Annotated in this window: 19 protein-coding genes; 4 read left to right on the top strand and 15 right to left on the bottom strand. The window is 39.8% G+C overall.

Annotated features, from left to right (window positions below; translation table 11 throughout):
• The first annotated feature begins 284 nt into the window (after window positions 1-284).
• On the top strand, window positions 285-1,964 hold the full coding sequence (locus ACESPU_RS07815) for a SulP family inorganic anion transporter (protein ID WP_005860327.1): 1,680 nt from the start codon (window positions 285-287) through the stop codon (window positions 1,962-1,964).
• 53 nt (window positions 1,965-2,017) lie between these two features.
• On the opposite strand, the gene ACESPU_RS07810 is transcribed toward ACESPU_RS07815, so the two are convergent.
• From ACESPU_RS07810 to ACESPU_RS07780, 7 genes are all read right to left on the bottom strand, one after another.
• Window positions 2,018-3,463: a PA14 domain-containing protein gene (locus ACESPU_RS07810; protein WP_048926955.1), complete on the bottom strand. Its 1,446-nt coding sequence runs from the start codon at window positions 3,461-3,463 to the stop codon at window positions 2,018-2,020.
• Between the two features lie 104 nt (window positions 3,464-3,567).
• A complete protein-coding gene (locus tag ACESPU_RS07805; RefSeq protein WP_005860331.1) occupies window positions 3,568-3,726 on the bottom strand; it encodes a hypothetical protein in 159 nt (52 codons plus the stop codon).
• 68 nt (window positions 3,727-3,794) lie between these two features.
• Window positions 3,795-4,250 carry a hypothetical protein gene (locus tag ACESPU_RS07800; protein WP_005863718.1) on the bottom strand — a complete coding sequence of 152 codons (456 nt, stop codon included), beginning with the start codon at window positions 4,248-4,250 and terminating at the stop codon, window positions 3,795-3,797.
• A gap of 112 nt (window positions 4,251-4,362) precedes the next feature.
• Entirely contained in the window at window positions 4,363-4,917 is a 555-nt protein-coding gene (locus ACESPU_RS07795; protein ID WP_008778943.1) for a DUF5025 domain-containing protein, read from the bottom strand.
• Between the two features lie 146 nt (window positions 4,918-5,063).
• Window positions 5,064-6,623 carry a hypothetical protein gene (locus ACESPU_RS07790; protein ID WP_008778942.1) on the bottom strand — a complete coding sequence of 520 codons (1,560 nt, stop codon included), beginning with the start codon at window positions 6,621-6,623 and terminating at the stop codon, window positions 5,064-5,066.
• Between the two features lie 60 nt (window positions 6,624-6,683).
• Entirely contained in the window at window positions 6,684-7,037 is a 354-nt protein-coding gene (locus ACESPU_RS07785) for a DUF3244 domain-containing protein (protein WP_048926953.1), read from the bottom strand.
• 184 nt (window positions 7,038-7,221) lie between these two features.
• Window positions 7,222-8,802: a hypothetical protein gene (locus ACESPU_RS07780; RefSeq protein WP_227154459.1), complete on the bottom strand. Its 1,581-nt coding sequence runs from the start codon at window positions 8,800-8,802 to the stop codon at window positions 7,222-7,224.
• A gap of 486 nt (window positions 8,803-9,288) precedes the next feature.
• Between ACESPU_RS07780 and ACESPU_RS07775 the strand changes: the two genes are divergently transcribed.
• A complete protein-coding gene (locus ACESPU_RS07775; protein ID WP_158532969.1) occupies window positions 9,289-10,395 on the top strand; it encodes an acyltransferase family protein in 1,107 nt (368 codons plus the stop codon).
• A 77-nt stretch (window positions 10,396-10,472) separates the two neighbouring features.
• Here the strand turns inward: ACESPU_RS07775 and ACESPU_RS07770 are convergent, their stop codons facing one another.
• From ACESPU_RS07770 to dinD, 7 genes are all read right to left on the bottom strand, one after another.
• Window positions 10,473-12,776 (bottom strand): outer membrane beta-barrel protein, encoded by a 2,304-nt coding sequence (locus ACESPU_RS07770; protein ID WP_122297652.1) that lies wholly within the window; start codon window positions 12,774-12,776, stop codon window positions 10,473-10,475.
• 144 nt (window positions 12,777-12,920) lie between these two features.
• On the bottom strand, window positions 12,921-13,808 hold the full coding sequence (locus tag ACESPU_RS07765) for a LytTR family DNA-binding domain-containing protein (RefSeq protein ID WP_048926950.1): 888 nt from the start codon (window positions 13,806-13,808) through the stop codon (window positions 12,921-12,923).
• Between the two features lie 108 nt (window positions 13,809-13,916).
• A complete protein-coding gene (locus ACESPU_RS07760) occupies window positions 13,917-17,540 on the bottom strand; it encodes a sugar-binding domain-containing protein (RefSeq protein ID WP_373133244.1) in 3,624 nt (1,207 codons plus the stop codon).
• Between the two features lie 32 nt (window positions 17,541-17,572).
• Entirely contained in the window at window positions 17,573-18,352 is a 780-nt protein-coding gene (locus ACESPU_RS07755; RefSeq protein WP_172514247.1) for a radical SAM protein, read from the bottom strand.
• 33 nt (window positions 18,353-18,385) lie between these two features.
• The gene (locus tag ACESPU_RS07750; RefSeq protein ID WP_373133243.1) at window positions 18,386-20,446 is read right to left on the bottom strand and encodes a ComEA family DNA-binding protein; all 2,061 of its coding nucleotides are present in this window, start codon (window positions 20,444-20,446) and stop codon (window positions 18,386-18,388) included.
• A gap of 13 nt (window positions 20,447-20,459) precedes the next feature.
• Entirely contained in the window at window positions 20,460-21,269 is an 810-nt protein-coding gene (locus ACESPU_RS07745) for a hypothetical protein (protein ID WP_009016541.1), read from the bottom strand.
• Window positions 21,270-21,290: 21 nt separating this feature from the next.
• Window positions 21,291-22,118: a DNA damage-inducible protein D gene (gene dinD / locus ACESPU_RS07740; protein ID WP_005863734.1), complete on the bottom strand. Its 828-nt coding sequence runs from the start codon at window positions 22,116-22,118 to the stop codon at window positions 21,291-21,293.
• A gap of 119 nt (window positions 22,119-22,237) precedes the next feature.
• Between dinD and ACESPU_RS07735 the strand changes: the two genes are divergently transcribed.
• Complete coding sequence (locus tag ACESPU_RS07735) at window positions 22,238-22,843, top strand: DUF4294 domain-containing protein (RefSeq protein WP_008778681.1); 606 nt, start codon at window positions 22,238-22,240, stop codon at window positions 22,841-22,843.
• Here ACESPU_RS07735 and ACESPU_RS07730 read toward each other — a convergent pair.
• Window positions 22,835-23,365, bottom strand: coding sequence for an RNA methyltransferase (locus ACESPU_RS07730; RefSeq protein WP_005863736.1), 531 nt, complete (start codon window positions 23,363-23,365; stop codon window positions 22,835-22,837). The genes ACESPU_RS07735 and ACESPU_RS07730 overlap by 9 nt on opposite strands.
• 696 nt (window positions 23,366-24,061) lie before the next feature.
• On the opposite strand from ACESPU_RS07730, the gene nadA reads away from it, so the two are divergent.
• Window positions 24,062-25,048, top strand: coding sequence for a quinolinate synthase NadA (gene nadA / locus ACESPU_RS07725; RefSeq protein ID WP_217773040.1), 987 nt, complete (start codon window positions 24,062-24,064; stop codon window positions 25,046-25,048).
• The last annotated feature ends 490 nt before the right edge of the window (window positions 25,049-25,538 follow it).

The following is a 25,538-nucleotide window of genomic DNA, read 5'->3' as shown; positions in this document are numbered from 1 at the left end:
TAATTTTATGTAGTAAATTAATGAGTCTGTTTTGTATATCGTTTTTCTTATGACCGATCAAAAGTAAGAATTTGTTTCCAAACATCGATTACGCAAACATTAAATAATATCTATCGGGAGATAGATATCACTTATTTATCAAGGAGCAACTTCTCTACCTTTATATTATGAAACAACAAATCCTCCTAAATTGTTTACACAAAATCGGAATGCGTCTTTAGATTTTTTGCATCTTCTTTATTTTATTAACTTTGCATCCTCAAATCAAACAGGCAAGAAGAAAAATGAAGAACAAATTTGATTTTCAGCCCAAGCTCTTTACGGCGCTGAGAAATTATTCCAAAGAGAGGTTCATGACGGATCTCATGGCGGGTATAATTGTCGGCATAGTTGCCCTACCACTCGCCATCGCTTTTGGTATCGCCTCCGGGGTAAGTCCGGAAAAAGGATTGATCACGGCTATTATCGGTGGATTCATTGTCTCCCTTTTAGGAGGCTGCAACGTACAGATCGGCGGACCTACCGGAGCGTTTATCGTGATCGTTTATGGCATTATACAGAACTTCGGTATCGAAGGGCTTGCCATCGCTACCGTCATAGCGGGTATTATTCTGGTATTGATGGGCGTGTTGAAGCTCGGTACCGTGATTAAGTTTATCCCCTACCCGATTGTCGTAGGTTTCACGAGTGGTATCGCTATCACTATCTTCACGACACAAATGAAAGACTTATTTGGATTGACTATGGATAAAGTCCCCGCCGATTTCATCTCTAAATGGATCGCATATTTCGGGGCGTTCGATACGGTTAACCCTTGGGCATTCGTTATCGGTATCATTAGTATCCTGATCATTACGTTAAGCCCGAGGCTAACGAAGAAAATTCCGGGTTCCTTGATCGCTATCGTCATCATGACGATCGTTGTTTACATTATGCGTAATCATTTGGGTATTACAGGTATCGAGACGATTGGAGACCGGTTTACTATTAACGCTTCCTTGCCAGCCCCGGCTCCGATCACGTTTAATATGGAAACTATCAACTTATTGCTTCCCTCCGCCTTTACGATCGCTATCCTCGGGGCTATCGAGTCTTTATTATCCGCTACGGTAGCGGATGGTGTGACAGGCGACAAGCATAATTCGAATACGGAACTAATCGCCCAAGGCGCGGCGAATATCATCGTTCCTATTTTTGGCGGTATTCCCGTGACCGGCGCCATCGCCCGCACAATGACCAATATAAATAATGGTGGACGAACTCCGGTTGCCGGTATTATTCACGCCATCGTATTATTATTGATCTTGCTTTTCCTCGGACCGCTTACCAAACACATTCCAATGGCTTGTCTGGCTGGCGTATTGATCATCGTATCCTATAATATGAGTGAGTGGCGTACGTTCCGTTCCTTGATGAAAAACCCGAAAAGCGACGTATCCGTCTTGTTGGTGACTTTCTTCCTGACGGTTATCTTTGATCTTACGATCGCTATCGAGATCGGTCTTTTGATCGCCATGTTATTCTTTATGCGCCGTGTGGCCGAGACCACGCATGTATCCGTCACCACGGATGAGATCGATCTTTCCGACGAGGGCGAGATTCATCATGACGAGGAAGTCCTCTCCCTGCCTAAAGGTGTAGAGGTATACGAGATCGATGGTCCGTTCTTTTTCGGCGTAGCGAATAAGTTCGACGGCATCATGAAAAGTATGGGAGATAAACCGAAAGTCCGCATCATCCGTATGCGTAAGGTTTCGTTCATAGATTCTACCGGTCTGCATAACTTGGAAAGTCTTTTCCGTCTTTCCGAGGCAGAGCATATCCATATGATACTTTCCGGGGTCAATGAACATGTACATCGTGTATTAACAAAATCCGGATTCGATAAGAAGATTGGCGCAGAAAATATTTGCAGTAATATCAATGAGGCAGTAGAGAAAGCGAAAGCTGCCGTACAAGACTAAGATACTATCAGACAGTGGGAGACGCAGCATGCTGCGTCTCTACAACTGGATATTTATTCCGGTAAATAATACCAGTCCTCTGGTAAGACAGCTTCCTTTATTTTACGGCTGGAAACCCCGACCTCCAAGGCCTCGCCCATATAATCCTCGAAATACAAAACACGTAATTCGTGGAAACCAGCGTCTAACGCCACCTTTCCTTTCGCTATACGAGCGTTATGCGAGCCATCATTATCAACAATAGCTTTCCCGTCTATAAATAGTTTGGAACCATCATCCGAATACGTATAAAAGCGATATACACCTTTTTCAGGGATATTTATCAACGTACGGAACTCATAAGCGAAATGATCCTTGGCCGGAGCCTCCTGAATAGAGATATTTTTCATCGTACCCTCTTTCACTTTTGTCCCGGAAACGATCTGATCCGTATGTTTAAATTTACCTTCATAATAGGTATAAGCTACCCCGTGCTTTTTAGGTTCTACCGTTTTGGCGGGTAAGAATTCCATCGTTTCCTCATCCTTAGAGGTCAGGCCAGACGGATAATAATACGTATATTCCTTTCCGGACGAGGTACGAATCCATGAATCAAACTCAAACTTGCCCTCACGCAATTCAATGATACGGCCACCCCGCTCGAAATCTCCATAAGCGTCCCATCCGGATACACGCCCGAAAGCTAGCCCCACATTATATAACATTCCTATATAATCGTTATCATGATCGTGCCCGGCAAAAGTAGCCATCACATCCTTCATTTCCACCAAGGAAGCGAAGAAGCCCGTGTTGATCTTGGGAGAGGCGATTCCCTCTTCTTTCTGTCCTAATGTAGTCTCCGCCCCAACGATCTCATTATATTCCAACAGAGGAATATGGAAAAAAGCCAAGGCTGGCAACGGTTTGCCGCCATTTTCCTTGGTATAGCGCATACTTTGCTCACGATACCAATGGATCTGGTCGAAATGAATCCAATCATACGTGCCATAATCCTTCAGCGTAGGATAATCGTTGGAGTCGATACAATACAATAAGGCCGCCGGTTTCTTTCCGTCCGAACTGTAGACCGGTACCACATAGTTTCCGGCTCCATGGATATCACCCGGTCCCTTCTCGCCCATAAAATAAGGTGATTTACTAAGCATGGCATAAATCTCGTCCTTGGGGACGATCTCCGCGTCATGATTTCCCATCATGACCGTAAACGGTATCTTGGCCTCCTCAAAGATCCCGATCACCGACTTCCATCCTTCCAAACCGGGGTTTGCTGTCACCACGTCGCCCGTCAGCATTGCCACATCCGGATTCTCCGCCTTTAATACGGATTGTATCGTAGCGACTGTCTTAGCGCATTTAGATGATTTCTGATCCCAATGAATGTCTGTAAATTGGACGATCTTGAATTTCCCATCCTTGAAAGCAAGCTGTTTTTGTGCGAATAAGCTCATCGGGGCGCAAAAGCACAACAAGGCTATCGCTAATAAAAAAGTCTTTTTCATGTTCTTCGATTTAGTAATTGGGGGCTAAGTTATAAAAAAAAGAGAGCGATGTATAAAAACAGGCTCTCTTCTTTATGTTAAATGCCACAATGAAACCCTTGCTGTCAAACAAAAGCTATATACATATCCGCAAGCCGGGTTTTCCTGTCAAAATGCGGGATCTCTTTTACTATTTTCTCACAATCCTCAAGGCTCATTCCTCCTTTAGGTTCCCCCCAGTACCAAAGTTTAGGGGTATTCTGTTTTTTACTTGTTGACTCCATAATTCTCGTTGTTTTTATCGTAAGACAGGAAACGCTCAAATACCCCTATCCTCAAAATATATAAAAGATTAAAATAATGTGAATTTATATCCAACCGACAACCCCAATTTCAAATCCCGGTCATTGACACAATTCTGGAAATAGTTCACTCCCACATAAAATCTTTTTACCTCTATACCGGCCGCCGCCGTAGCTCCCAGATTCCAATATTCACCACTACCGGTGTAAGCACCCGCATTTAATCGGAGATTCACTTTATCGCTCAACGGAATATGAAAAGAAGCATACACGGGTACAAAAAAATCAATATTCCAATCATCTCCATATGAAAACGAATTCCCTGCGGTATGCAGCAACAATCCCGTTTGTATAGAAAACAACCGTGATTGTGGAAAGTTTATATACGCCCCCGTCTGAAGCCCCCATCCATCTCCTCCTAGTATTCCGGTACGAGCTTCTATATCAGCGGCCTGCGATCGACCAAAAGATAAAAGCAATATTAACAGAACAAACAACTTCTTCATTACTTACAAGGTATTAATATTAATATTTAGATTGAATAAAAGTTCGACATATCATGATATAGAACTCCCATTCAATCTAAATATTGCTTCTATATCATTATTCGGCTCCAAGTTAGTGTATTCCGAATATAGCATCTTTTATGACGATCGAATCTTCCGAATTCTCTATATTATATAGGATGCCTTCCATCTTCCCTTCAATATAAGGGGTACCACTTCCCTCATGAAAACGAATACTATCCACTTGTATCCGAAATGAAGATTTCAGTGGATGATACACTATTTTAGCGTCATCTTTCGTGATCCTAACAGTAGATTCTATCTCTTCATTCAATAATTTACCCTTATCGATCAGATATTCTCCTTCTCTCAATGGAATCAATGAGATCCTCAGCATAGGATAAGGATAGTCAGAGATATGCACTCCTAATGGTATCTCCCAATAGAAACCGCTTAAATCGGTATTTACCTCCTGCCAAAAATTTCCATGATCAATAAAAGAATGAGAGTTCGACTGATTAGCTATAGAAATATCTTGACTATTCACCTTTCCTTCAAAGTACCCCAAATAGTAAGGAGTTTCTTCAAAAGAAATATCTTCACCTTTATTACAAGATATAGACAAAAATAATAACATACTAAATAAAAAATAGATTACCTGTTTCATATTACAATAATTTTATATAAATATAATTCTTATTTATCAATTACCTACTTTAACAGAATCAGTTCGTACATTCTATCTTAAATATAGATATTATTTTTAAGATTATCTCTACATATTACAGTCAAAAAAATATCAAACCACAAAAATTAATTATATTTTAATGGACTTAGTGCTAATTGATACCATCCAGTCCTATATTTATCTGTATAGTCAGGTTTCCAATCCCTTCCAGTTGATAAATTCTTCTTTGATTTTAGAATTTTATCTTCAAAATTAACAATAACTTGACCTAATTCATCACTAGCTAAACTTTTAGTAACTGTATATGAAACTGTTTTTGATGTAGTTGCTGTAGCTCCAAATTTTAAACCAATCTTTACTTTTTCTCCAAAAGATGGATCAAATCCAAAATTAGTTGCAAATGTAGCTGTTGAAGATTCTACACTTTGAATAGTTTCACTAATATCTAGTTCTTCTATCGCTATTTTTATTATTGCACCATAATTCTCTATATTCCATTCGAATAATGGAAGGTCCAAAGCTATTCCATCTGTTAACTCTATTGATTTAACTTCGAATTTACTACTAAGCGGATCTTTTGGTGTTATTTTAAACAATGCAGATGGTTTAACTATAAAATTGTTAATATATTCATTACCTATACCAGCTTGATTTGCAACATACACTTTTACTATAAATTCAAGTGATCCGTCTGTCCATGGTGTAAGAATAGTACTACCTCCGGGACGACCACCTCCTGTTTCTTGATGAGTATTTCCATCAATTCTAGGATCTTCACTTTGATCACAAATTTTGTTCATAACTGTACGTGGATCTCCTAATAATTTAAAATACACCAAACTTTCCTTAAAATCTCGATTGAAAGGTCCTTTTGGCTGTTGAGGAGTCAAGCCATAATATATATAATCTCTCGGCCATTCATTTGTTGCAGCAAATACGTCGTAGGCTTCATAAACCTTTTTCATATTTTCAGGTATTGATCCTGTGCGATCTCTAGTATCACCACTAGAAAAATTTCTATTCTGTATGACTGAAGAAGCATTCTCTGTATTATCAAATACATCACTAAAGAATACAATATCAGGATTTATAATACTCATCGGTGACAAATTCCTTTGAGCCTTATTTACAGAAACCACTCTTTCATTTAACTTCACTACTACAATAGGATATTTAGGAATTTCATTTGATGGTATTAAGAATTCTTTATTTACTCCATAGCCCATTACATCATTACTATTTTTAACTCTTAAAGCTGTATATGGAACTTCACTCTCCACATTCCAAAGTTCAGCAGAAAAACTGTTATCAGGCAATTCTGGTACAAATATAGTTAAGGTTGAAAATAATTGTTTTATTTTTTCTAATCTAGTTATATCCATATACAAGCTCATTAATTCATCAACCGTTTTTCCAGAAGTTAATCTATAAGAATTAATAGATAAATATAATACATCATAATCATAATCAAACATCTTTAAAGCTTCATTTTTAATAATACGCCTTAATTCTATTGAAGAATCTAAACTATAAGCTAATGCCTTACTAAATTCTTCTAATAATTCATGATTTGTTATTGTATCACTACTAACAGTGGTAATATTACGGCTTACTTCATTTCTTGGTAAACTATAATCTATTTCCTCTACACAAGACATTAATAATAATACTGATAAGGAAAACATTATTTTAATTATTTTTTCATAATAACTATTATTTATAATTAATATTTTAATTAATAAAATCTATAGAAATAAGAATCCATATACATTGTTATAACCATCTGTTATTTGCAACACACCTTTTTCTTGATCTTTTAAAGGTATTACCAAAGATGGCATAGTACTCGTTTGTACCATTTCATTATAGATCACTTCTCCCGTAGAACTAGTAACGATAACACGCACATTACCTACATTTTCATGGAAGTTCACTATCAGTTCTCCACTAGCTTCTTCAATAGAAGCGTCCATAGGCAAATCTACGAGAATAGATTTTTTTGAATGCTTCCAGTTACCATCTAAGTGAACCCGCCTACCAAAACAGGGAATAGCACTTAACAAAGACATTACTACAAATAAAAATTTAAATAATTTCATTTCTCATCTCATTTTTTGATTTGGATGCGAAGAACAGGCTAATAGCTCGAATAACAAAGAAAAAGGGCTAATAAGTGACGGACAAACTCAATTTATAATTTACTGATAATTAATAAATTATAAATTCATGAATAGGACAAACATTTCATGGATATATACATATATCTATCTAATAAACAAAAAGTTACATCATATTAATAATATAGGTATACAAATCTAGCTCCTCCCCTATAATTCCTAGCTTCTGACGTACACGTTGGCGACGCTTATTTACAGAATCCGGCTGAATGTTTAATAGAATAGCCTCACTGATCGTATCTAAATGAAATAAAACTAAATAACAATAGCGTAAATCCGCAAGAGTCATATTGAACTCAGAGAATTTCTTTTCTAAAGATGGGTAGACCTCATTTGCTTGAGTAATAATATCTCGCCAATATTTTTCTGAAAGAGGGGATTTTGTCGTACCAGGAATTACTTTTTGGGATAGTTTAATCACTTTCCTTGCTATCATAGATGATAAAAACAGATTATTACGCTGTTCTGCGATTCTCTGGATAATGGATTTTTCTTCTTGTTTCGTTCGTTCATATCGCTCCTCTAACTTCGCTCTAGAATCAGATATATTGAGTAATTCATCTTTTTTTGATAACTTATCGAATAAATCCTGAAGCTCAAGTTGTTTTATATTCAAGCTATTCTGCAGTTTCAATAATTCAATATTCTTTTGCTCAATATCGATTTGCTGGACATATATTCTCTTATTTTTCTTATTCATTTGCAACTGATAAACGAATAACAATAATAGACAAACAGTAATAGAAGTAACAAGAAGTATAAAAGTCCATTGTTTATCCACCTTTAATTGGGTATTTTCTAACGATATTTTTAAATGATTATACTCTTTTTCTGTCTTTACGATATTCGCTTTATTTTGTAATGCTAAGATAGAATCTGCGGCTTCATTATATTGCTCTAAATAGGTTAAAGCATTTTCTATATTACCTTCTGCTTTTTCCAGTTCATAATAATTATAAATTATGGAGATATGCGTATTTTCATTTAGGGTTGGTATGATGTTCGCTTGCTCTAAACATAGGCGAGCATTCTTGAAATCTCCTTCTTCTATATAGACACCGGCTAAAGCGGAATAGTCTGGAGCATTATCCAATTCAGAAACATTTATTGATTTCCATAAGTATTGCTTAGCGAGTTCTATATTGCCTAACACACTATAAACATTTCCTATCCCATTGGATATATATCCTATATCAGAAGAATCCCCTAGTTCCGCTATAATAGTATCAGCTTCTAGCAAATATCTCAACCCGACCTCTGACGAATCCGCAAAAACATACATACGTCCCACATCCCGCAAAGCGAAAGCTGCGCTCCGCATATTTCCGACCTTTCGAAAGTACTGTTCCGCTTTTTTATATTTATCTTTTCCTAATAAATAGTCACCGTCAAAATGATACAAGTCTCCCATATAGCTACAAATATACCCGGCTTGATTATAGTCATGACAACGTAAAGCGATATCCAACGCCTGTAAATAAGCCTTCATAGCCAGCTCGTTATCCTTATCCTCCACATACGAACGCCCCAAGTACAAACCGATCCTCGCTTGCTCCTGCCCCGTTCCGTGCGACTCGTAATAGGCTTGCGCACGCCGCAATTGCTGTACGTAGGGCAGATCCGTATATAACGTGTCCGCCACTTTACCGGATAGCATACACCAACGAGCCAATAATTTATCACTCAAATTATCGGGCACGGCTATGCTATCCAATAGGATATGGGAACTATCCGGATCGGATTTCAACAAGGATTCCGCACGATCGATTAGGTATATGGCATCGCTCTCATCTCGACAACCTATAAATGAGAGTGTGGATAATAGCGATATCAAAATAAGCAAATGCCTCATTGGTTCCTATCTTTAGATTCTATGCGCAAGATAGGCATATTTTTCATCAAACCTTAAAGAATAATTGATTATTAGGCTTATTGTATAAAATTCTTATCGCTTGGATATCTCCATCATCTTTTTGGAAAAACACGTACGTGTTTTCATAAATTCTCGTACGTGTTTCCGAAAAAAGACGTACGTGTTTTTCCGAAAACATGTACATGTTTTTATACATCTGATTTTCAATATACTAAAAACAGTATTCCCGAAGGCAGGGATATTGTAGGAAATTCAATTATCTTTGGACTTTTATTGGTAACTTTTTAATCTACTATCAATATGGCACAACAATCCGGAAGATTGCTATCCCTCGACGTGATGAGGGGAATTACGATCGCGGGGATGATTTTGGTAAACAACCCCGGGTCATGGAAGTATGTATATACGCCTTTAGAGCATGCACGTTGGAACGGCCTCACTCCCACCGATTTGGTATTTCCGTTCTTTATGTTCATCATGGGGGTCTCCATGTTTTTCTCACTTCGGAAATATAACTTCAAGCTGTCGAAAGAAAGCGTGACGAAAGTATTGAGACGCACGGTATTGATATTCCTCGTGGGATTAGGGCTGAATCTGTTCGGGCATGTTTGCTACAATGGATTTACCGATTTCCAGAATTTACGTATCCTTGGGGTGATGCAAAGGTTGGCGCTGGCATACGGCTTCGGGTCGTTGATAGGATTAGCGATTAATCATAAGTATATTTTGCAGGTAGCCGCTGGTATATTGATATTTTACTGGGCATTACTAGGTTTCACGCATAGTATGGAAATGTCGGAGGATAGCATTATAGCGATCGTGGACAGAACTTTATTCGGTACATCGCATATGTATCACGATGATATGGCAGATGGTACACGGATCGCCTTTGATCCAGAAGGGCTCTTGAGCTGCATCGGTAGCATAGCGCATGTATTACTCGGTTTCTACGTAGGAAAGGTAATACAGGATTGTAAAAAGAACAATGAGTTGATTATCCGTAATATCTTCATTTTCGGTACGATTATTCTTTTTATCGGTTTCTTACTAAGTTACGGCTGCCCGATCAATAAGAAGATATGGAGTAGCACGTTTGTCTTGGTAACTTGCGGATTCGCCTCCTTATTTCTCGCTTTATTAATCTGGATCATCGGTATAAACGGGAAGAAGAAATGGACGTTATTCTTTGAGTCGTTCGGTATCAACCCGTTGTATCTGTATGTACAAGGGGATATATTGGCCGTATTGCTGGGAATGAGCGGTATCTCCGCCTTTATGTATATGGATCTGTTCAGGCCGATATTCGGCGATTTCGGAGGATCGCTGGCTTGGGCTATCTTCTTCGTGGTATTAAACTGGATACCGGGATATTTCTTGTATAAGAAGAAGATTTATATAAAGCTATAAAAGCAATATTCATATAGTAGCCTCGTAGTGATCGAGGCTACTATATAAATGAGAAATACCCCATAGAGACGGGTTTCTTAGAGCCTTCTTATTTCCTCCTCAGCGGCTCCTTTTCCCTTATACTTATTTTTGGTCGTATTAAACTTATAGCGAACGGTCAGTCGTACCTCACGGCTATCGGTTACATTATTCACCGTCAGATCCATGTGTTTGTTATAAATCACGTTGCCATCTTTACGCCCATGCGTAAGATCAATACCTTGTAGATTAAAGGAAAGACGGTCATCAAAGAAAGACTTAGTGAGCGAGGCATCCATCATAAACACGTTCTTGTTGATATAAATATTTTGGAAATCACCTTTACCCTGAAAAAACAAATCTACATGTAGTGTCCATCCATAAGGAAATTGAATTCCATTGTTAAACCGGCCGATAAACAACGGTCTATCCATAGAAAGCATCCTACTATTATGCTCAATATCCATCCATTGTTTCTGTAAACCTATCGTGAGTTGAGGATGCCACTTCTTTATAATAGGAGACGCTATCAAAAACACCGATACGTTATCAATCCGGTCATAATTACGATGCGTAATGATCGTTATAGCGGGATTTTTCTCATATTGATCCGTCATATAAAGAATAACGTCTTTTTCTCTCTGGTAGCTCAACATAAATTGAAACCAATCATAACTGCCTGATAAAGTGATATCGTGTAGGTTTGTAGGTTTTAACGCCGGATTACCGTTCATATAGGTAAACCGATTGATATAGTTCATATTACTTGACAATTGAGCGTAAGTAGGGCGTTTCGTTTTCGTCGTATAACCAAGTTGGGTTTGTAGTTTTCCTATTTGCGTGGATAACGAGACATTTGGAAAAAAATTATCATAGGAACGTTCTGTTGAAACATGTTCATAACGCAAACCCATATTTAGGTAGGCGATACGGATAAACTTACTATATTCAGCGAAAGCTCCCGCACGATCTTCCCGGATATGGCTATCAGTTGTAGGAAGGATTTCCTGTGGATTAGTAAATAAGTCTGTACGGCGGGTACTGGTAAACTCCGAGCCTAGGCTCAAATTACCACCTGCTAATGGATAGGAAGCAATCAATTTAGCGGCGTATAACTTATTGTCCACATTATTAGTGGAGGTCACGATACGACTTTCTTGCTCTTGACTGTTTTCTATTACCTCATTTCCTGTCCTCGCTTCGCTCCTTAGCATATCCGCATTGAAATCCAAAGAAAGCTTCCCTACGGCTCCCGAATAATAAACGTTGATTTGGTGAGCTGGATGTTTCACGGTCGTACTATAACTCTCGCTCAATAAATAGTCATAGAAATCATCATTGGCATCAATCCGACTTTCTGTTTGTCCCCTTATTTTATTTTCTGGAGAGGCAGACATTATATAACGGACACCCAAAGAATGGTTATCGTTAACTTGATAATTCACTCCCAGCTCTCCCCGGTAATCATTATCCAATGAATGCTGCTCCATCCGATTCTCTTGCCGCCAAAGCGTATCGACATATACTTGCTGACTTACATTATTGATGAGCAAATAGTTGTTATGCACATATTGAAACATAGCAAATACATCCAGATTATTATGACGGTAGTTTAAATTCAATTGTTCCGTAAAATCCGTGTTTTGCGACTGTCCCCAAGTAGAGCGAGCCTCAAAGCTCATCCCTTCACCTTCACGCTTTATAGTCTTAATACGGATAACCGATTTCACTTCCGCCCCATAACGTGATCCCGGATTAGTAATCACCTCTATTTGACGAATCTCAGAAGAGCTAAGACGATCCAGTTCGGAGAGATCCCTTACTTCACGTCCATTGATATATATAACAGGAATACCTTTACCGAACACCTGAAACTCCCCCTCTTTGCCTTGTATGCCGGGAATATACTTCAATACGTCGTTCGCTGTCCCGGATTTGCTTAGCAGGCTGTTTTCTATGCGGGTTGTCAAGGTACCGTCTTTGATCTGGAAATCCGGTCGTTTCCCTATGACAACGGCCTCATCCAACAAGATCGCCTCATCCGACAAAACGATATTTTCCATATTACCGGCTCGTGTATCTCGGTAGATGGTTTGATAACCGATCGAAGATATTTTGATCACATAAGTTCGTATAGATATAGAATCTCCTGTTTGAATGCGAAAACTACCACTCTCATCACTAACCGTACCTTGAAGGAAAGAAGAATCCGGAACAGATAACAATACTATATTAGCAAATTCCACAGGTAAACCCTGACGATCCGTAATTGAGCCGGTGATAAATTGCGCCGATCCATTGACAGCCACAAATAATAACAACATAACATTAATAAGAATCTTTTTTACTACTGACTTTTCCATATCGCTGATTATTTTTGCAATTGATTTTTCAGCAAATATAAAGTGGGTAAAAAAGCCAGTCAAACAATAGGGATAGATGTCAAGATTTGGTGATAAAACATGGAAATCTGTGCCTTATCACAAGTTTTAGGGATAAAATACAACCTAGTTTTCCTTATTAAGAAAACTCTTAAAGTCTTTTAGATAGGTACGTGAGACAGGAATCTCTTGTTGTGTATCCTCCAAATTCAAACGGTAGCCTTGCGCATTACCGTTTATGTTCATGATTTTATTCACGTTTACGATATAAGCCCGGTGACAACGGACAAAACAACCATATTTCTCCATCATCTCATCCATTTGCTTGATCGTGGAACGGAGAAGTTTATGCTTCATATTCCCTTCCTCTCTATAACAGACATCTACATAATTACCAGAAGATTCCATATACATAATATTATCCGGAAGTACGCAAATCGATTCTTTTGTATCGCCGGACAGGATTATGGCATCACCCCCTTTCTCTTCTTGTATATTTCGTTCGGATAATAGTTTATTCATCCTTTTCGCTTCTTGCAAATTACGTTTCAAAGCATTATTCTCTATAATGAAAAATCCGAAAATAAGGGGAATAATAACAATCGTGATCGCCGCTGACACATCTATAAGCAACATTTTATAAAAAATAGTCGTATCTAAATCACTCCAAAAGTCCATTCGCATCAAGAAGTAATAGTCATAAATGAAACAAGCGAGTCCCAAAAATAACAAAAAGCAGGAACAATGTAGTAAGTTTTTACCAATAGTCCATCGTTCAGGATCATAAAAACGTTTGAATAATTTAGGAAACAAGACAAAAGCGACAACAGAAAATATAAATGTCAAGCCTACGAAACACCATAATACCCAAAACTGTATCACGCTATTTAGCCGATAGTGAAAAGGCTCGAAAATAGCGAGTATTAACGCCACTACCATCGAGTTTAACAGAACGATCACCCATGGTCTATCTATAGCGTACGTAGGTTTATTAAGATATTCCTTCAAATTCATATTCAATTCTCACATGTAGTTAAAGATAAAATTTTCACAAAGGTATGCATTTGGATATAAAAAATCCCCTAGATCAAAATCTTTTGACCTAGAGGATTAATCTATCTATTACTCTACATTATAACCGGAGATAACCACCTTCGGAGTCTCGCCTCTCGTATCTACATCTTTCCAATGGATGTTGATCTCTTTCTTCTCGCCCGGGAGCAATGAGAAATAGTTATCGCTATAGAAGACGGGGAGGAATTGCTCGCCATCCTTCTCGCCCACTACATTCACACGAATCATTAGAGCCGGGGTGGATGAAGTATTCTCTAAGGTAGCGATAACGGTCCAAGTACCGTCATTACCCTTATTGGTTGTCACGTTGGATTGTAAAGTAACCTTTGGCATCTCACGCAGAGCTTGGTAGTTGCCTTCCTCTACGCCACGCAGATAGAAGTTATCCGATACGATCTTACCGTTCTCGGTCAACGTCAACTTGACGAAATGAGCGCTGGATACGCTAGCTGGGAAATCCAGTTTCATACATTTGTTGGTCGTATCTTCCTTACTATCCACGGAAACCTCGTTTTCCCATGAAATAGAACCGTCCATATTGATGATTTGAGCCTTTGCCGTCAAACCATTACGTACGCCGGCGCTATAGTTCACTACCTCGATCTCGTCCGTAACCGGATTCCATTGGATATGCAAAGGCTCGGAAGCTTTCTTACAGCCAAAATAAGCGGCGGTAGGCTCGAAATAATAGTCATAGGTCTGCCATACCATAGAAGGCCATGCCGGATGCGTCATCCACAGCAATAATCCCTTACGGTTCAAGCTTCTCGATTCGAACATACCCCGGTAACCATCATAGTTTACCCACTGAGCCAGATCGGCGAATTCCTTGGCGTTGTTCGGCTTGCCAAAGCCCTTTTCGATGATAGCGTTGAAAGAAGCGCAAGACTGGGCGCCTTCCATCGTATAATCGTGTTGTCCCCATTGAGCGTTTTGCGGCCAAAGCGCTTCCGGAGAGAAAGTACGAACCAAGCTCTCGTAATTCATCACGTTAGGCATACCCCGCTCACTATGGAACTTATCACTACCATTCTTCAAGCTAAAGTATTCTTTAACAGGAAGCGCACGGTACGGGCCATGGCCACTTACCACCTCATCCGCCGAGCTGGAGATATAATGTAAGCCCGGATGATCCTCTTTCACGATACGGCGTAAAGCCTTGTCGATCTGCTCCGGCGGGAAGCCCTCGTTGCGCCCGCAATAAATACCGATAGAGGCATGGTTACGGAAACGTTTCACATAATCCTCAGCATTAGCGATAAACATCTCCGGATCATAAGGATCGGGTCCGTCGGAAGGATTCGCCAACCAGAAATCTTGCCAGATCATGATACCATGACGGTCGCAAGCCTCATATAATTCTTTATCGCCAATCTGTCCTACCCAGTTACGCATCATCGTAAAGTTCATATCGGCATGGTAAGCCACGGCGATATCGTACTCACGACCCCGGTAATTCAGATTAGACTCACCAAATCCCCAGTTACCGCCACGGCCTATAAAACGACGACCATTGATAAAGAGACTCAAGATACTATTATTCTCATTGAAGGTCATTTGTCGGATACCTACCTTGAAATCCTCAGAGTCGGATACCTTATCACCTACCTTAAAGGTGAAATTAGCGTCGTATAAATAAGGAGATCCGTACCCTTTAGGCCACCACAAACGTGGATTCTGAACCTTCAATTGGCTAAAGGTATTCGGGTCGAAAGCAACGCTCTTCTCCTCGTTGGCGGCCAATTCCACCGGTTGCTCGAAAGTGATATCACCGATCTTTCCTGTCAATATACCCTTCACGGGAGCGGCATCATGGTTCTTCACGATCACTTCCGGAGTCAAGGTAGCGGAAGTCGTATCCGGCAACGGTAATACAACCTGTACGAACGGGTCTTGAATCGTTACCTTGCCTGTAGAAGTCAAGTACACATCATCCCAAATACCGATATTACGACCACGGATCGTCGAGATCCAATCCCAACCGATCGAAGCGTGGAAGGTCGGGTTATCAGCGCCTAAGATACCACCGTTGAAATCCGTATTCTTCTCACATTTCTCCTTGATAGCGCCGATATGCTCATTCTTGATGATCTCCACCGCGACAACGTTCTTACCCGGTACGACCCTGTCTGTAACGTCAAATACACCCCGGATAAACGCTCCCTCGATACGGCCGATCTTGTTACCGTTCAAATATACATTCGCTTTCCAGTTGATACCATCGAAATTCAAGAACAAACGGTCTTGCTTGAATCCTTCGGGTACCTCAAACTCATCCCTATACCAGAAATTAGAGTTGAAGAATGACTCGGATATCTGCATCAAGTTATCTGCGTAATTCGGATTCGGGATAGCTCCGATATTCTTATAACTGCTCAATACCGTTCCCGGTACGGTCGCCACGATCCAATTTTCCGGAGAGAAAGAAGGTTTCGATATTTCCTCACCAGAAGCGGTTACCTCGGAAGCTCGTTGTACTTTCCAGTTTCCGCCCGACAAACGGATCTCGTCTTTTGTAGAAGCCGGAGCAGCAGCCGGTTGGGCAAGCAAGCCACCTTTACCCATCACCTCTATCTCGCTTAAGATATAGCGTCCGTCATTAGCCGGTTGCTCCATCCATACCCGTACGTAGCGGCCCTTTCCTTTTAGCTTGATCTCATCCAGATTAGCATCTCCACCCGGAAGATTCGCTATGTCAACCCATTGTTTCGCGTCGTCGGAAACTTGAATCTTACCCTTGATCGCTTTATTGATCCAATGTAATTTTACTTTGTCGAATTCGGATTGGCTACCCAAGTCTACATAGACCCACTCCTCTCCTGTCGTGGCACTCATCCAAGCGCTATTAAAGAATTTGGAAGGAAGCAAATCTATCAACTTATCTTGGTTATAGAAATTCATCTCGAAGAATGCCCAATAAGCGGCACCTTCCATTTTCAATCGCATCCGATAATAAGCATATTCACCCGGTTGATCGAATGTCAAAGTCTCATTCAACATACGGGTGGGCAACGTACCCGGATCCCAGCTATTCTTATTCGGGTCCGAATGGGCCTTATATTTGCTGGCCTTACCCGGCATACCTTTACCCTTTAAGGCAGCCAATTCCGTCCAAGTATTTCCATCATTCGATCCCTCGCAAACAATCTCATATCCATCCTTAATCTTATTCTCGTCATAAGCCACGCTGCCGCGAAATTGTACCTTGTCGGCTTTCTCTTTCCAGTTATTCAGCGTGAACAAGAAATAGGCATCCTCGCCCGTAACCGCATTACGAGAATAAGGACCTTGATCGATCATCCACTCACGCTCACGACGAGCAATCTCCCCATTTTGTGTGGAAAGATCCAGATACTGAGGCTGTTTATCGCTAATAACACCATCCGTCACCAGTTGAGCCGTTAGATTGTAATCATAACTGGAGGAGTTGTAAGCGCTACGCAAAAGAGCTATGTTACGATACGTGGAATGATCCGGACGTAATGAAGGAGAGAAATCCTCCCCCGGATCTCCCGGATACGAACCGATACCTCTGGTATAATAATCCGACCGATCGAAAGATTCCGCCGGAACACCACTCTGCCCACATCCTCCTAGCAATGCTGAGACCGCTACCGCTCCACAGAACGTCAAGAGTCGAGGCAATTTTTTCTTTTTACTGAATGTTCTCATACTACTTATTGTGTTTCTCTAAATTAGTTAGTTTAATAAGATACCGTCACGTCAAAACCCTCCTTCCGGGCCCGCTCCGCAATCGCATCTAATTCTTCTTTAGTAGCTTTTTTCAAAGCTTTAACCGGGGTTTCCCTATCTATCGTATAAATCATGACTTGTTTCGGACGGATTTGTTTTAAGGCGGAAATCCAGCCCGCTATCTCCTCTTCTGTCATATTATTAACCGATTCCCCGTTTAATTCCCCCTTCAAGAACATGGTCTGTATAATCAAGTTTCCGTTAAAACGACATAATTGTTTTAATAAAGACTCGAAATTAAACGCCGGAGAATTAGGTACATCTATCTGCCGAATCCGACTGTCTAATACAGAATCCAGTTTCAATATGTTATCCTCTATTTTATTCAAGGCTTGAAAGACCTCCTCTTTATGGAGCATTGTAGAATTAGAAAGCACGGCGATTTTAGCGTCAGGGAAAAACCGATCCCGGATAGCGACCGTATCATCAATGATTCCACCGAATTCCGGGTGTATCGTAGGCTCTCCGTTTCCGGCGAATGTAATTACATCCGGAGTGATCCCTTCCGCTTTCATGGAATTTAGTTTTTGCTCCAAGGCTTCCCTCACTTCCGTACGAGTAGGCAGTTTACTATGGGTCCTATGATTCTCATTCAATCCACATTCGCAATAAATGCAATTAAAAGAGCATAATTTCCCGTCTGTAGGAAGTAAATTCATCCCTAAAGAGACACCTAGACGCCGACTATGTATCGGGCCAAATACTATTTTATCAAAAAGAATTGTAGACATAGCGCTGTTTGTTTTTACCCACGCAAATCTACTCTAAAATTTCCAGCGAAGCAAAGCATAAAGATCTGTTTTATCAGAACCGCTTATCTCCTCCGTATCAGTACCTATCAAATCCCTGTCCCAATAATGGGTGTGAGCCAGTTTCGCAGACAAGGATAAACGTTTCCAAATATCCAGACGAAAGGTAAGGGCAAACCGCATCCCATCGCCATAAAAAGAGGGCATATTAAAGGCATACAATATATTCTTCTCATACGAACTGACCCGGCTATTGTAATCATCCGTATGAAACCACGCTAGATAACCATCCATTTGAAGAGGTAGGGTAGTGGGCTTCCAGCCTATACTTTGGGATATCATAATTCCTTTATTAAGTTTCTTTATAGGATCATCGAATAGAATACCATCTAAGGAAGTCTTAAAAATAAAAGGAGAAGAAAAGTTATAAACCTGTTGAAAACGAATACGATGTTGTTTATAAGAATTGATTCTCAATAAATTATCATTTTCAAAAGTTCCATTCTTTTCTTTTTGCCGGTATTTATAACGAAGATAAGCTGAATAGTTTCTACTAGGGGTATAATCTATCTGAGCCATATATTCCTGTCCTCCGGAAGGAGCGTCTATCCCGTATTTCAACCAAGGAAAACGGAATAAGTCCGCATAAACGGATAATTTCCAGCGGGCGATCGGGGTTAATTGCAATCCCATATAAACCCCTTGCTCGTTTTGAACCGTAGAGCCTTGCGAGAAAGCATTTCCAAACAAAGCTTGATAACGGCGGTCGTAATAACGGTATAATACCAAGAAAGATATATAAGAAGCGGGTGTTAACTGCAAGGCATTCAAGGTAGAAATAGCTCCGTTTTTCGAAAGGACAGTTTCGCCATAAAACTTAATACGGTTACTTTTCAACATATAGTCAACACCGATGTTGAAATTGTTGGAACCTCTGAAATAGAACAAATTATAAGGTTTTGGATCGGGGTCCATCTTAAACTTACCGAATGAATAGGAGAGAGCCGTTAAACCTACATGAAAATGAGATGTAGCATAGCGGATATTTCCTCCATATACCTGCATCGTTATCATTTTCCTCTTTTCCCAATCCCGTTGTAAACGATGAAGTCCATCCGTTTTTAATGAGGTGAATGTCAAGCTATCTACGGCCGCATCCATTTTCCGGTACGAATAGAAAACACTTATATCCAAGTTTTTAATCGTGATCGTACTAGCCACCCCTCGGAAGAAATCCTGTTCATTGGTTGAGAAGTGCCTACGGAAGCCATTTGTCCTTCGCTCCGCTTGAGCGACTACTGCCGTACGACTAGGAGAAAAGTCATTGCTAATCACCAGACCTTGTCCGAAAGACATCTTGTAATCCCCTATAGCCAAGCTTTTTAACCAGTTGATATCTTTTAGGAATAGATGTGCGGAATAAAAGTCATATCCTTTATGATATGCGTTCCAAAAAGGTTCGCCCGCATCTTTCTCGGCTACGAAGCCTGCTTGTAAACGATCCTCGAAAGTATAGGAATAACGTAAGGAGTGATAGAAAGGTTCTCCTCTATATTTACGATTTGGATATAACGAAAGTATGCTGTCCGTTTGTTCACCATATCCCTTTTTCTGTTGAAAACATTGATCATACCTGATTTGTAATTCATTACGACCATATTTCAACAGGTTCTTAACCGTAAGTAACCGTTTTTCAACAAGATTATCACCTATATAAACAAATGGAAGGAGAAGAGATATCGTCTGAAAATCGATATCCTCTATATTCTTCAACTCATAGATGCTAACCATATTTCCGTATCGTTTCCGGTAGGAAAGTAGCTGCTCGATTTGGCGATCGGATAGAAAAGGTAATCGCTTCAGTTGTTCTTCCGTCACGGCATTCAAATCAAAAGGATGCTCAGTTAAATAAGATAAATCGGCATACAAACTTTCGATACGCTCCGTATCCTCGGTTTCCAAGGCTAGTTCCTCTACATACTCCATCCACTTATCAACAGAATATTCTATTTGAGAATTAGCGTAATAACTATTTATCAACAGGATTATCGACAAGATTATAAACAATCGTTTCATAGCTAAGTATCATTTAAAAAGAGAATGATAAACCAAGACCGGTACTCATCCCTAAAATCGGATGGTAAATAGAGGCTACATCTATCGTAAAGCAAGAAAAGTTATAACCAATTCCTAAAGAGGGCAGGAGAGGAGCGGTCTGTATTCCGGCACGAATAAAAAAAGAATCGAAAGCGGTGTATTCAAGACCAAAGTTTCCAACAACTAGGTTTTCATTTTCCGTTCCTACACTTCCTGTAATTAACAGACTGTTTATAATCTCCCATTGAAAACTTATTTGAATTAAATAATAATTAAAATCTTCTATTTCAATATCTTTATCTCCTATAGAAACAGAAGGAAAATTCATTATTAACATTCCTATTAACAACTTATCAATAGAAGAGAAAGTGATTCCAATATCTGTTGACAGTCTGGATCTTGTATTTTCCAATAGATCAGTTTGCAAGAAACTATAGTGAACTCCAAGCCCTAACGCCCATTGATCCCCCAAGCGTTTTCCTCCCAGCACACGAACCATCATCTCCCTGTACTTATCAAACCCGAAAACAGAGATATCAACACCTGCGGATAATAGTTGATTCGGATAATAAAAACTACCGGACATCGTACCCAGTTCTTTCAACATGTACCGATTAAAGTATTCTAAGTGAATAGATTTTTTCTCTTTATCGACAATAAGGGCCGGATTGAATAAAATAGATTGCGTCGCCACATTCCCTCCCATTCCCACGCTACGAACATCCGGTAAACGTAAGTTATCAACACCATGTACATACAATGAAAATACCCCCGCAAACAGGGATAGCAATAGATATTTCATAGTTAAGATTTTGTATGGTTTCTACTTATTCTTCAAGTTTTTCTTATTATCCTTATTTATCCTACGCTGTACCTTTTTAATATCCTCATTAGGAGAAAGTTGTTCAGGCTTAATCCCCCTTTGCAATAACATATCACGTACAGCAGTATTGTTATCAATATGTTCTTTTTCAATAGGAGATTGTCCATATAGATCCTTCGCTTGCACATTTACGTTTGTCATTTCAGTCGCTAGGTCTTTAGCTTTTATACTTATAGTCGGTAAAAAATCAGCGATAGGTCTATTCGTGGGGACGTTCATTCTCTTTTTCAACATCTGTGTACTTAAATTGAATAAAGCTTGATCTCCCTTAGAACGAATAATCGCGAATCCTTTATTATCAATACCTCTTTCGTATAAGATTCCGGATAATTGTTTTTCAGTCTGACTTAATTTTTCTCTGGCCTTTAAGCGTTCACAATCCAATAGGCGTTGTTCAATCACCTCGGCCTTACGGGTTTGTACCGCAAAATAAGTCTGAGCGAAAGCTACTTGTGGTTTACGACTATCACCATTTTGTGCGATTAAGTAGCATGCGTAGCGTGTTAATAAGATGTCATTTATTTGTTGCTCAGCACCATGCCCCACAATAATCACTTTCCCGACATCGGGAAAGTGATCCTCTATATTTTCTCCCGCATTCCGGCACGCTTCTTTGGCTTTCACCACTACATTATTGATAAAGTTATCCCATTTGGCATATCCTAATAGAGGTTGTAACTCTCTGGCACTCCAGCATTCTATGCCTTCTACCTCACATGAAATGGATTCGAATTTTCCGAATAGGGCGGTAATTTCTTCTTTCTTCATAGTTAATATATTCTTAAGTTGTTGTCAATTGCGCAAATGTAATGTTTTATATTCATTTAGCAAGTTATTAACAGATAAATGATGCTGAGAGTCACGCAGTATTTATATTTTCGCGGTATATGATACGAAAAGGGATATATTGTATTTTGGCTCTACTCGCTCTCTGTAGCTTTAAAGGGATGGCGCAGGCGGTAAAGACAAATATTGTTCCGGAAGGTTATCAGAAAGCTCAACTGTATGAAGGTGATACAATGGCTGTCGTCAACCTTCGGGAAGTTTTCATATATCCTCAAGTTAAGTTTAAGAATAAGCGTGAACAAGCGAAGTACAATAAGTTAGTACGAGACGTAAAGCGTACTTTGCCCTATGCCAAGATGGTGTATGATACGTTGATAGAGACCTACGAATACATGGAAACCTTACCGAATGACAAGGCCCGCCAAGCCCACTTGAAACGGATGGAGAAAGAGTTGTTCGCCCAATATAAACCGGAACTAAAAAAATTATCCTTCTCGCAAGGTAAGCTACTTATCAAACTGATCGATAGGGAATGTAATCAATCCAGTTACAATTTATTGAAAGCCTATCTAGGAAGTTTCCGTGCGGGCTTTTGGAATTTCTTCGCCGGAATGTTCGGAGCCAGTCTGAAATCGGAATACGACCCGAAAGGTAAAGATGCCATGACCGAACGGGTCGTCGTATTGGTTGAGAATGGTTTAATCTGATAGTTGCTTGAAGAAATCCCAGATCACGATACCGGTAGTAACCGATACGTTCAAGGAATGCTTTGTACCGTATTGAGGTATTTCAATACATATATCACAGTTATCAACCACATTTTGTTGAACGCCTTTTACCTCGTTACCCATGACGATAGCGTATTTCTTTGTTTTGTCTAACTGCAAGTTATCTAACATGACACTACCTTCCGCTTGCTCTACGGCACATACCGTATACCCCTCTTGGCGCAGTTTATCAACAGCCTCCGGGGTATCCTTGAAATATTCCCAATCTACGGTTTCTTCCGCTCCTAAAGCGGTCTTATGGATCTCCGCATTCGGAGGGCAAGCCGTAATACCACAAAGATAAATAGCCTCTACCCGGAAAGCATCGGAGGTACGAAACACGGAACCCACGTTGTTTAGACTTCTAACATGGTCTAAAACAACGATTAAAGGTATCTTCTTACTTTCCTTAAAAGCCTCGGGAGTCAGGCGGTTCAATTCGGTTACTTTTAATTTTCGCATAACAAATATCTTTGACCGCAAAAGTAGCGAATATCCGTGGATATGCCGTTGAAAAGCTATTAATAAGTAGTGGACATAAAATGAAAAATATTTCTTGCTTTATTCAAATACTTGTCCATACACCCCCCTTTCTCAAATTAGCAAATGAATAAGCCACTTATTTATTACGCGCTATCAACAGCCCTTATACACCTATTGACAGCCTTGCTGGAGGATCTATTTTTTCACAATCAAGGTTATCAACAATAAACAGCTAAATATTCATAAAGTCTATAACTATAAGAATTACAATCTATAGATAGACATCCATGCTGTTGGTATCCTTTTGATAAACCGTTCACAGACTTTAATAAGTCAATAACCAAAGATTGTAACAAAAATGTATTAACCATTTCAACAGCCTATCATATTCATCATATTTATTTTTAAAATTAAAGATTAATAAGAATATAATATAATGATTGTGGATAACTCTTGATGGTTCACGACAGCTCATCCATCGACAGCAAAGATAAGAATCTTTCTTGTTATTTCTATAAATGAAGAAAGTTTATACCTTTGTGCTTTGTGAACAATAGGTTGATAAACTAGATAAGATGAAGATTATCAGTAATACTTTCTGTGGATAATATTGTTTATATATAGTGAAAAGCCTATTGGGAGCAGTAGAAACAGGAATCATTAATATATAAGGCTATGTTGACAAACCAATCAATCGGGTACATGGATGCGCCCGTTCCTAAGGATTTAGACCTTAAGGAAGCGATCGACAAGTTACGTAAAGAGAAGAATGCGATTATTTTGGCGCATTACTATCAAACAGGCGATATACAAGATATAGCGGACTATGTGGGAGACAGTCTGGCCTTGGCACAATGGGCGGCTAAGACGAAGGCGGATATCATCGTGCTTTGTGGGGTTCACTTTATGGGAGAGACGGCGAAGATCCTCTGTCCGGATAAGAAAGTGCTGGTACCGGACTTGAATGCCGGTTGCTCCTTGGCGGATAGTTGTCCGGCTCCGGAGTTTGCCGAGTTCGTCAAGCAACATCCCGGTCATACGGTAATCTCTTACGTGAATACGACCGCCGCCGTGAAAGCGGTCACGGATGTGGTGGTTACTTCCACGAACGCCCGCCAGATCGTGGAGAGCTTCCCGGAAGGTACACCGATGATTTTCGGTCCGGATCGTAACTTAGGTAATTATATCAATAGCATCACGGGACGTAATATGTTGCTTTGGGATGGCGCTTGCCACGTGCATGAGCAATTCTCATTGGAGAAGATCTTATCTTTGAAGAAACAGTACCCGAACGCGGAAGTGATCACCCATCCGGAATGCAAGCAGCCGGTTATACAGGTCTCAGACTTCGTAGGATCGACCGCGGCTTTGCTGAAGCATACCATTAAGTCCGACGCGAAACAATTCATTGTAGCGACGGAAAGTGGCGTTATTCACGAGATGCGCAAGCAGAGTCCGGATAAGGAATTCATCCCGGCTCCTCCGAACGACAGTACTTGCGCTTGCAACGAATGTAATTTCATGCGCTTGAACACGATGGAGAAGCTATATAATTGCTTGAAGTTCGAGATGCCGGAGATATTCGTGGACAAGGAAGTACAGAAGAAGGCCATCAAACCGATCAAGAAGATGTTGGAGATCTCTGAGAAGCTGGGACTCTGATCCAAACAAATGCGGGATAGGTCTCAACCGATAGGCCGGACTTGAGTGATATAAAAGCTAAGCCCGGTCTATTATATGTAAATAATCAAAATTATGTACAATATCTACAACTATCCTTATAATCATTTGATTTTAAAATATTTATCCTATTGTTGTAGATAGGAAAACATCTACAATAGTAAGTCTTTATCTACCATCATTTCCCGCTTTTAGTAAGTGTCTTTGCCATGCCGTCAAAGGAATTTTCTACACTCTACGTATATAATCAGTCCGTTTTTCTTCCTTTCTTTATATAGATAAAATATTAATATATAAGTATTTGTGGTTTTTTATGGTATAAAACAAAAGTTTTACACATGGAAAACATTTGTTTTCATAGAAGAAAACTAAAGTTTTGTACTGAAGAAACTTCTGTTTTCCCATATAGAAACTTTTGTTTCGCTAGGAAGAAACCATCTGCTTCGCTACTCGAACTCGGACGATCCCGGGA

It is taken from the genome of Parabacteroides sp. 20_3 (genome assembly GCF_964238835.1).
Taxonomy (GTDB): Bacteria; Bacteroidota; Bacteroidia; order Bacteroidales; family Tannerellaceae; genus Parabacteroides; species Parabacteroides distasonis.
This window is presented reverse-complemented; position numbering and strand designations above follow the sequence as displayed.

Excerpts from the sequence above, each read along its gene's own strand:
- ACESPU_RS07815 (WP_005860327.1), top strand. The coding sequence starts at position 285 with ATGAAGAACAAATTTGATTTTCAGCCCAAGCTCTTTACGGCGCTGAGA.
- ACESPU_RS07810 (WP_048926955.1), bottom strand. The coding sequence starts at position 3,463 with ATGAAAAAGACTTTTTTATTAGCGATAGCCTTGTTGTGCTTTTGCGCC.
- ACESPU_RS07805 (WP_005860331.1), bottom strand. The coding sequence starts at position 3,726 with ATGGAGTCAACAAGTAAAAAACAGAATACCCCTAAACTTTGGTACTGG.
- ACESPU_RS07800 (WP_005863718.1), bottom strand. The coding sequence starts at position 4,250 with ATGAAGAAGTTGTTTGTTCTGTTAATATTGCTTTTATCTTTTGGTCGA.
- ACESPU_RS07795 (WP_008778943.1), bottom strand. The coding sequence starts at position 4,917 with ATGAAACAGGTAATCTATTTTTTATTTAGTATGTTATTATTTTTGTCT.
- ACESPU_RS07790 (WP_008778942.1), bottom strand. The coding sequence starts at position 6,623 with ATGTTTTCCTTATCAGTATTATTATTAATGTCTTGTGTAGAGGAAATA.
- ACESPU_RS07785 (WP_048926953.1), bottom strand. The coding sequence starts at position 7,037 with ATGAAATTATTTAAATTTTTATTTGTAGTAATGTCTTTGTTAAGTGCT.
- ACESPU_RS07775 (WP_158532969.1), top strand. The coding sequence starts at position 9,289 with ATGGCACAACAATCCGGAAGATTGCTATCCCTCGACGTGATGAGGGGA.
- ACESPU_RS07770 (WP_122297652.1), bottom strand. The coding sequence starts at position 12,776 with ATGGAAAAGTCAGTAGTAAAAAAGATTCTTATTAATGTTATGTTGTTA.
- ACESPU_RS07765 (WP_048926950.1), bottom strand. The coding sequence starts at position 13,808 with ATGAATTTGAAGGAATATCTTAATAAACCTACGTACGCTATAGATAGA.
- ACESPU_RS07760 (WP_373133244.1), bottom strand. The coding sequence starts at position 17,540 with ATGAGAACATTCAGTAAAAAGAAAAAATTGCCTCGACTCTTGACGTTC.
- ACESPU_RS07755 (WP_172514247.1), bottom strand. The coding sequence starts at position 18,352 with ATGTCTACAATTCTTTTTGATAAAATAGTATTTGGCCCGATACATAGT.
- ACESPU_RS07750 (WP_373133243.1), bottom strand. The coding sequence starts at position 20,446 with ATGAAACGATTGTTTATAATCTTGTCGATAATCCTGTTGATAAATAGT.
- ACESPU_RS07745 (WP_009016541.1), bottom strand. The coding sequence starts at position 21,269 with ATGAAATATCTATTGCTATCCCTGTTTGCGGGGGTATTTTCATTGTAT.
- dinD (WP_005863734.1), bottom strand. The coding sequence starts at position 22,118 with ATGAAGAAAGAAGAAATTACCGCCCTATTCGGAAAATTCGAATCCATT.
- ACESPU_RS07735 (WP_008778681.1), top strand. The coding sequence starts at position 22,238 with ATGATACGAAAAGGGATATATTGTATTTTGGCTCTACTCGCTCTCTGT.
- ACESPU_RS07730 (WP_005863736.1), bottom strand. The coding sequence starts at position 23,365 with ATGCGAAAATTAAAAGTAACCGAATTGAACCGCCTGACTCCCGAGGCT.
- nadA (WP_217773040.1), top strand. The coding sequence starts at position 24,062 with ATGTTGACAAACCAATCAATCGGGTACATGGATGCGCCCGTTCCTAAG.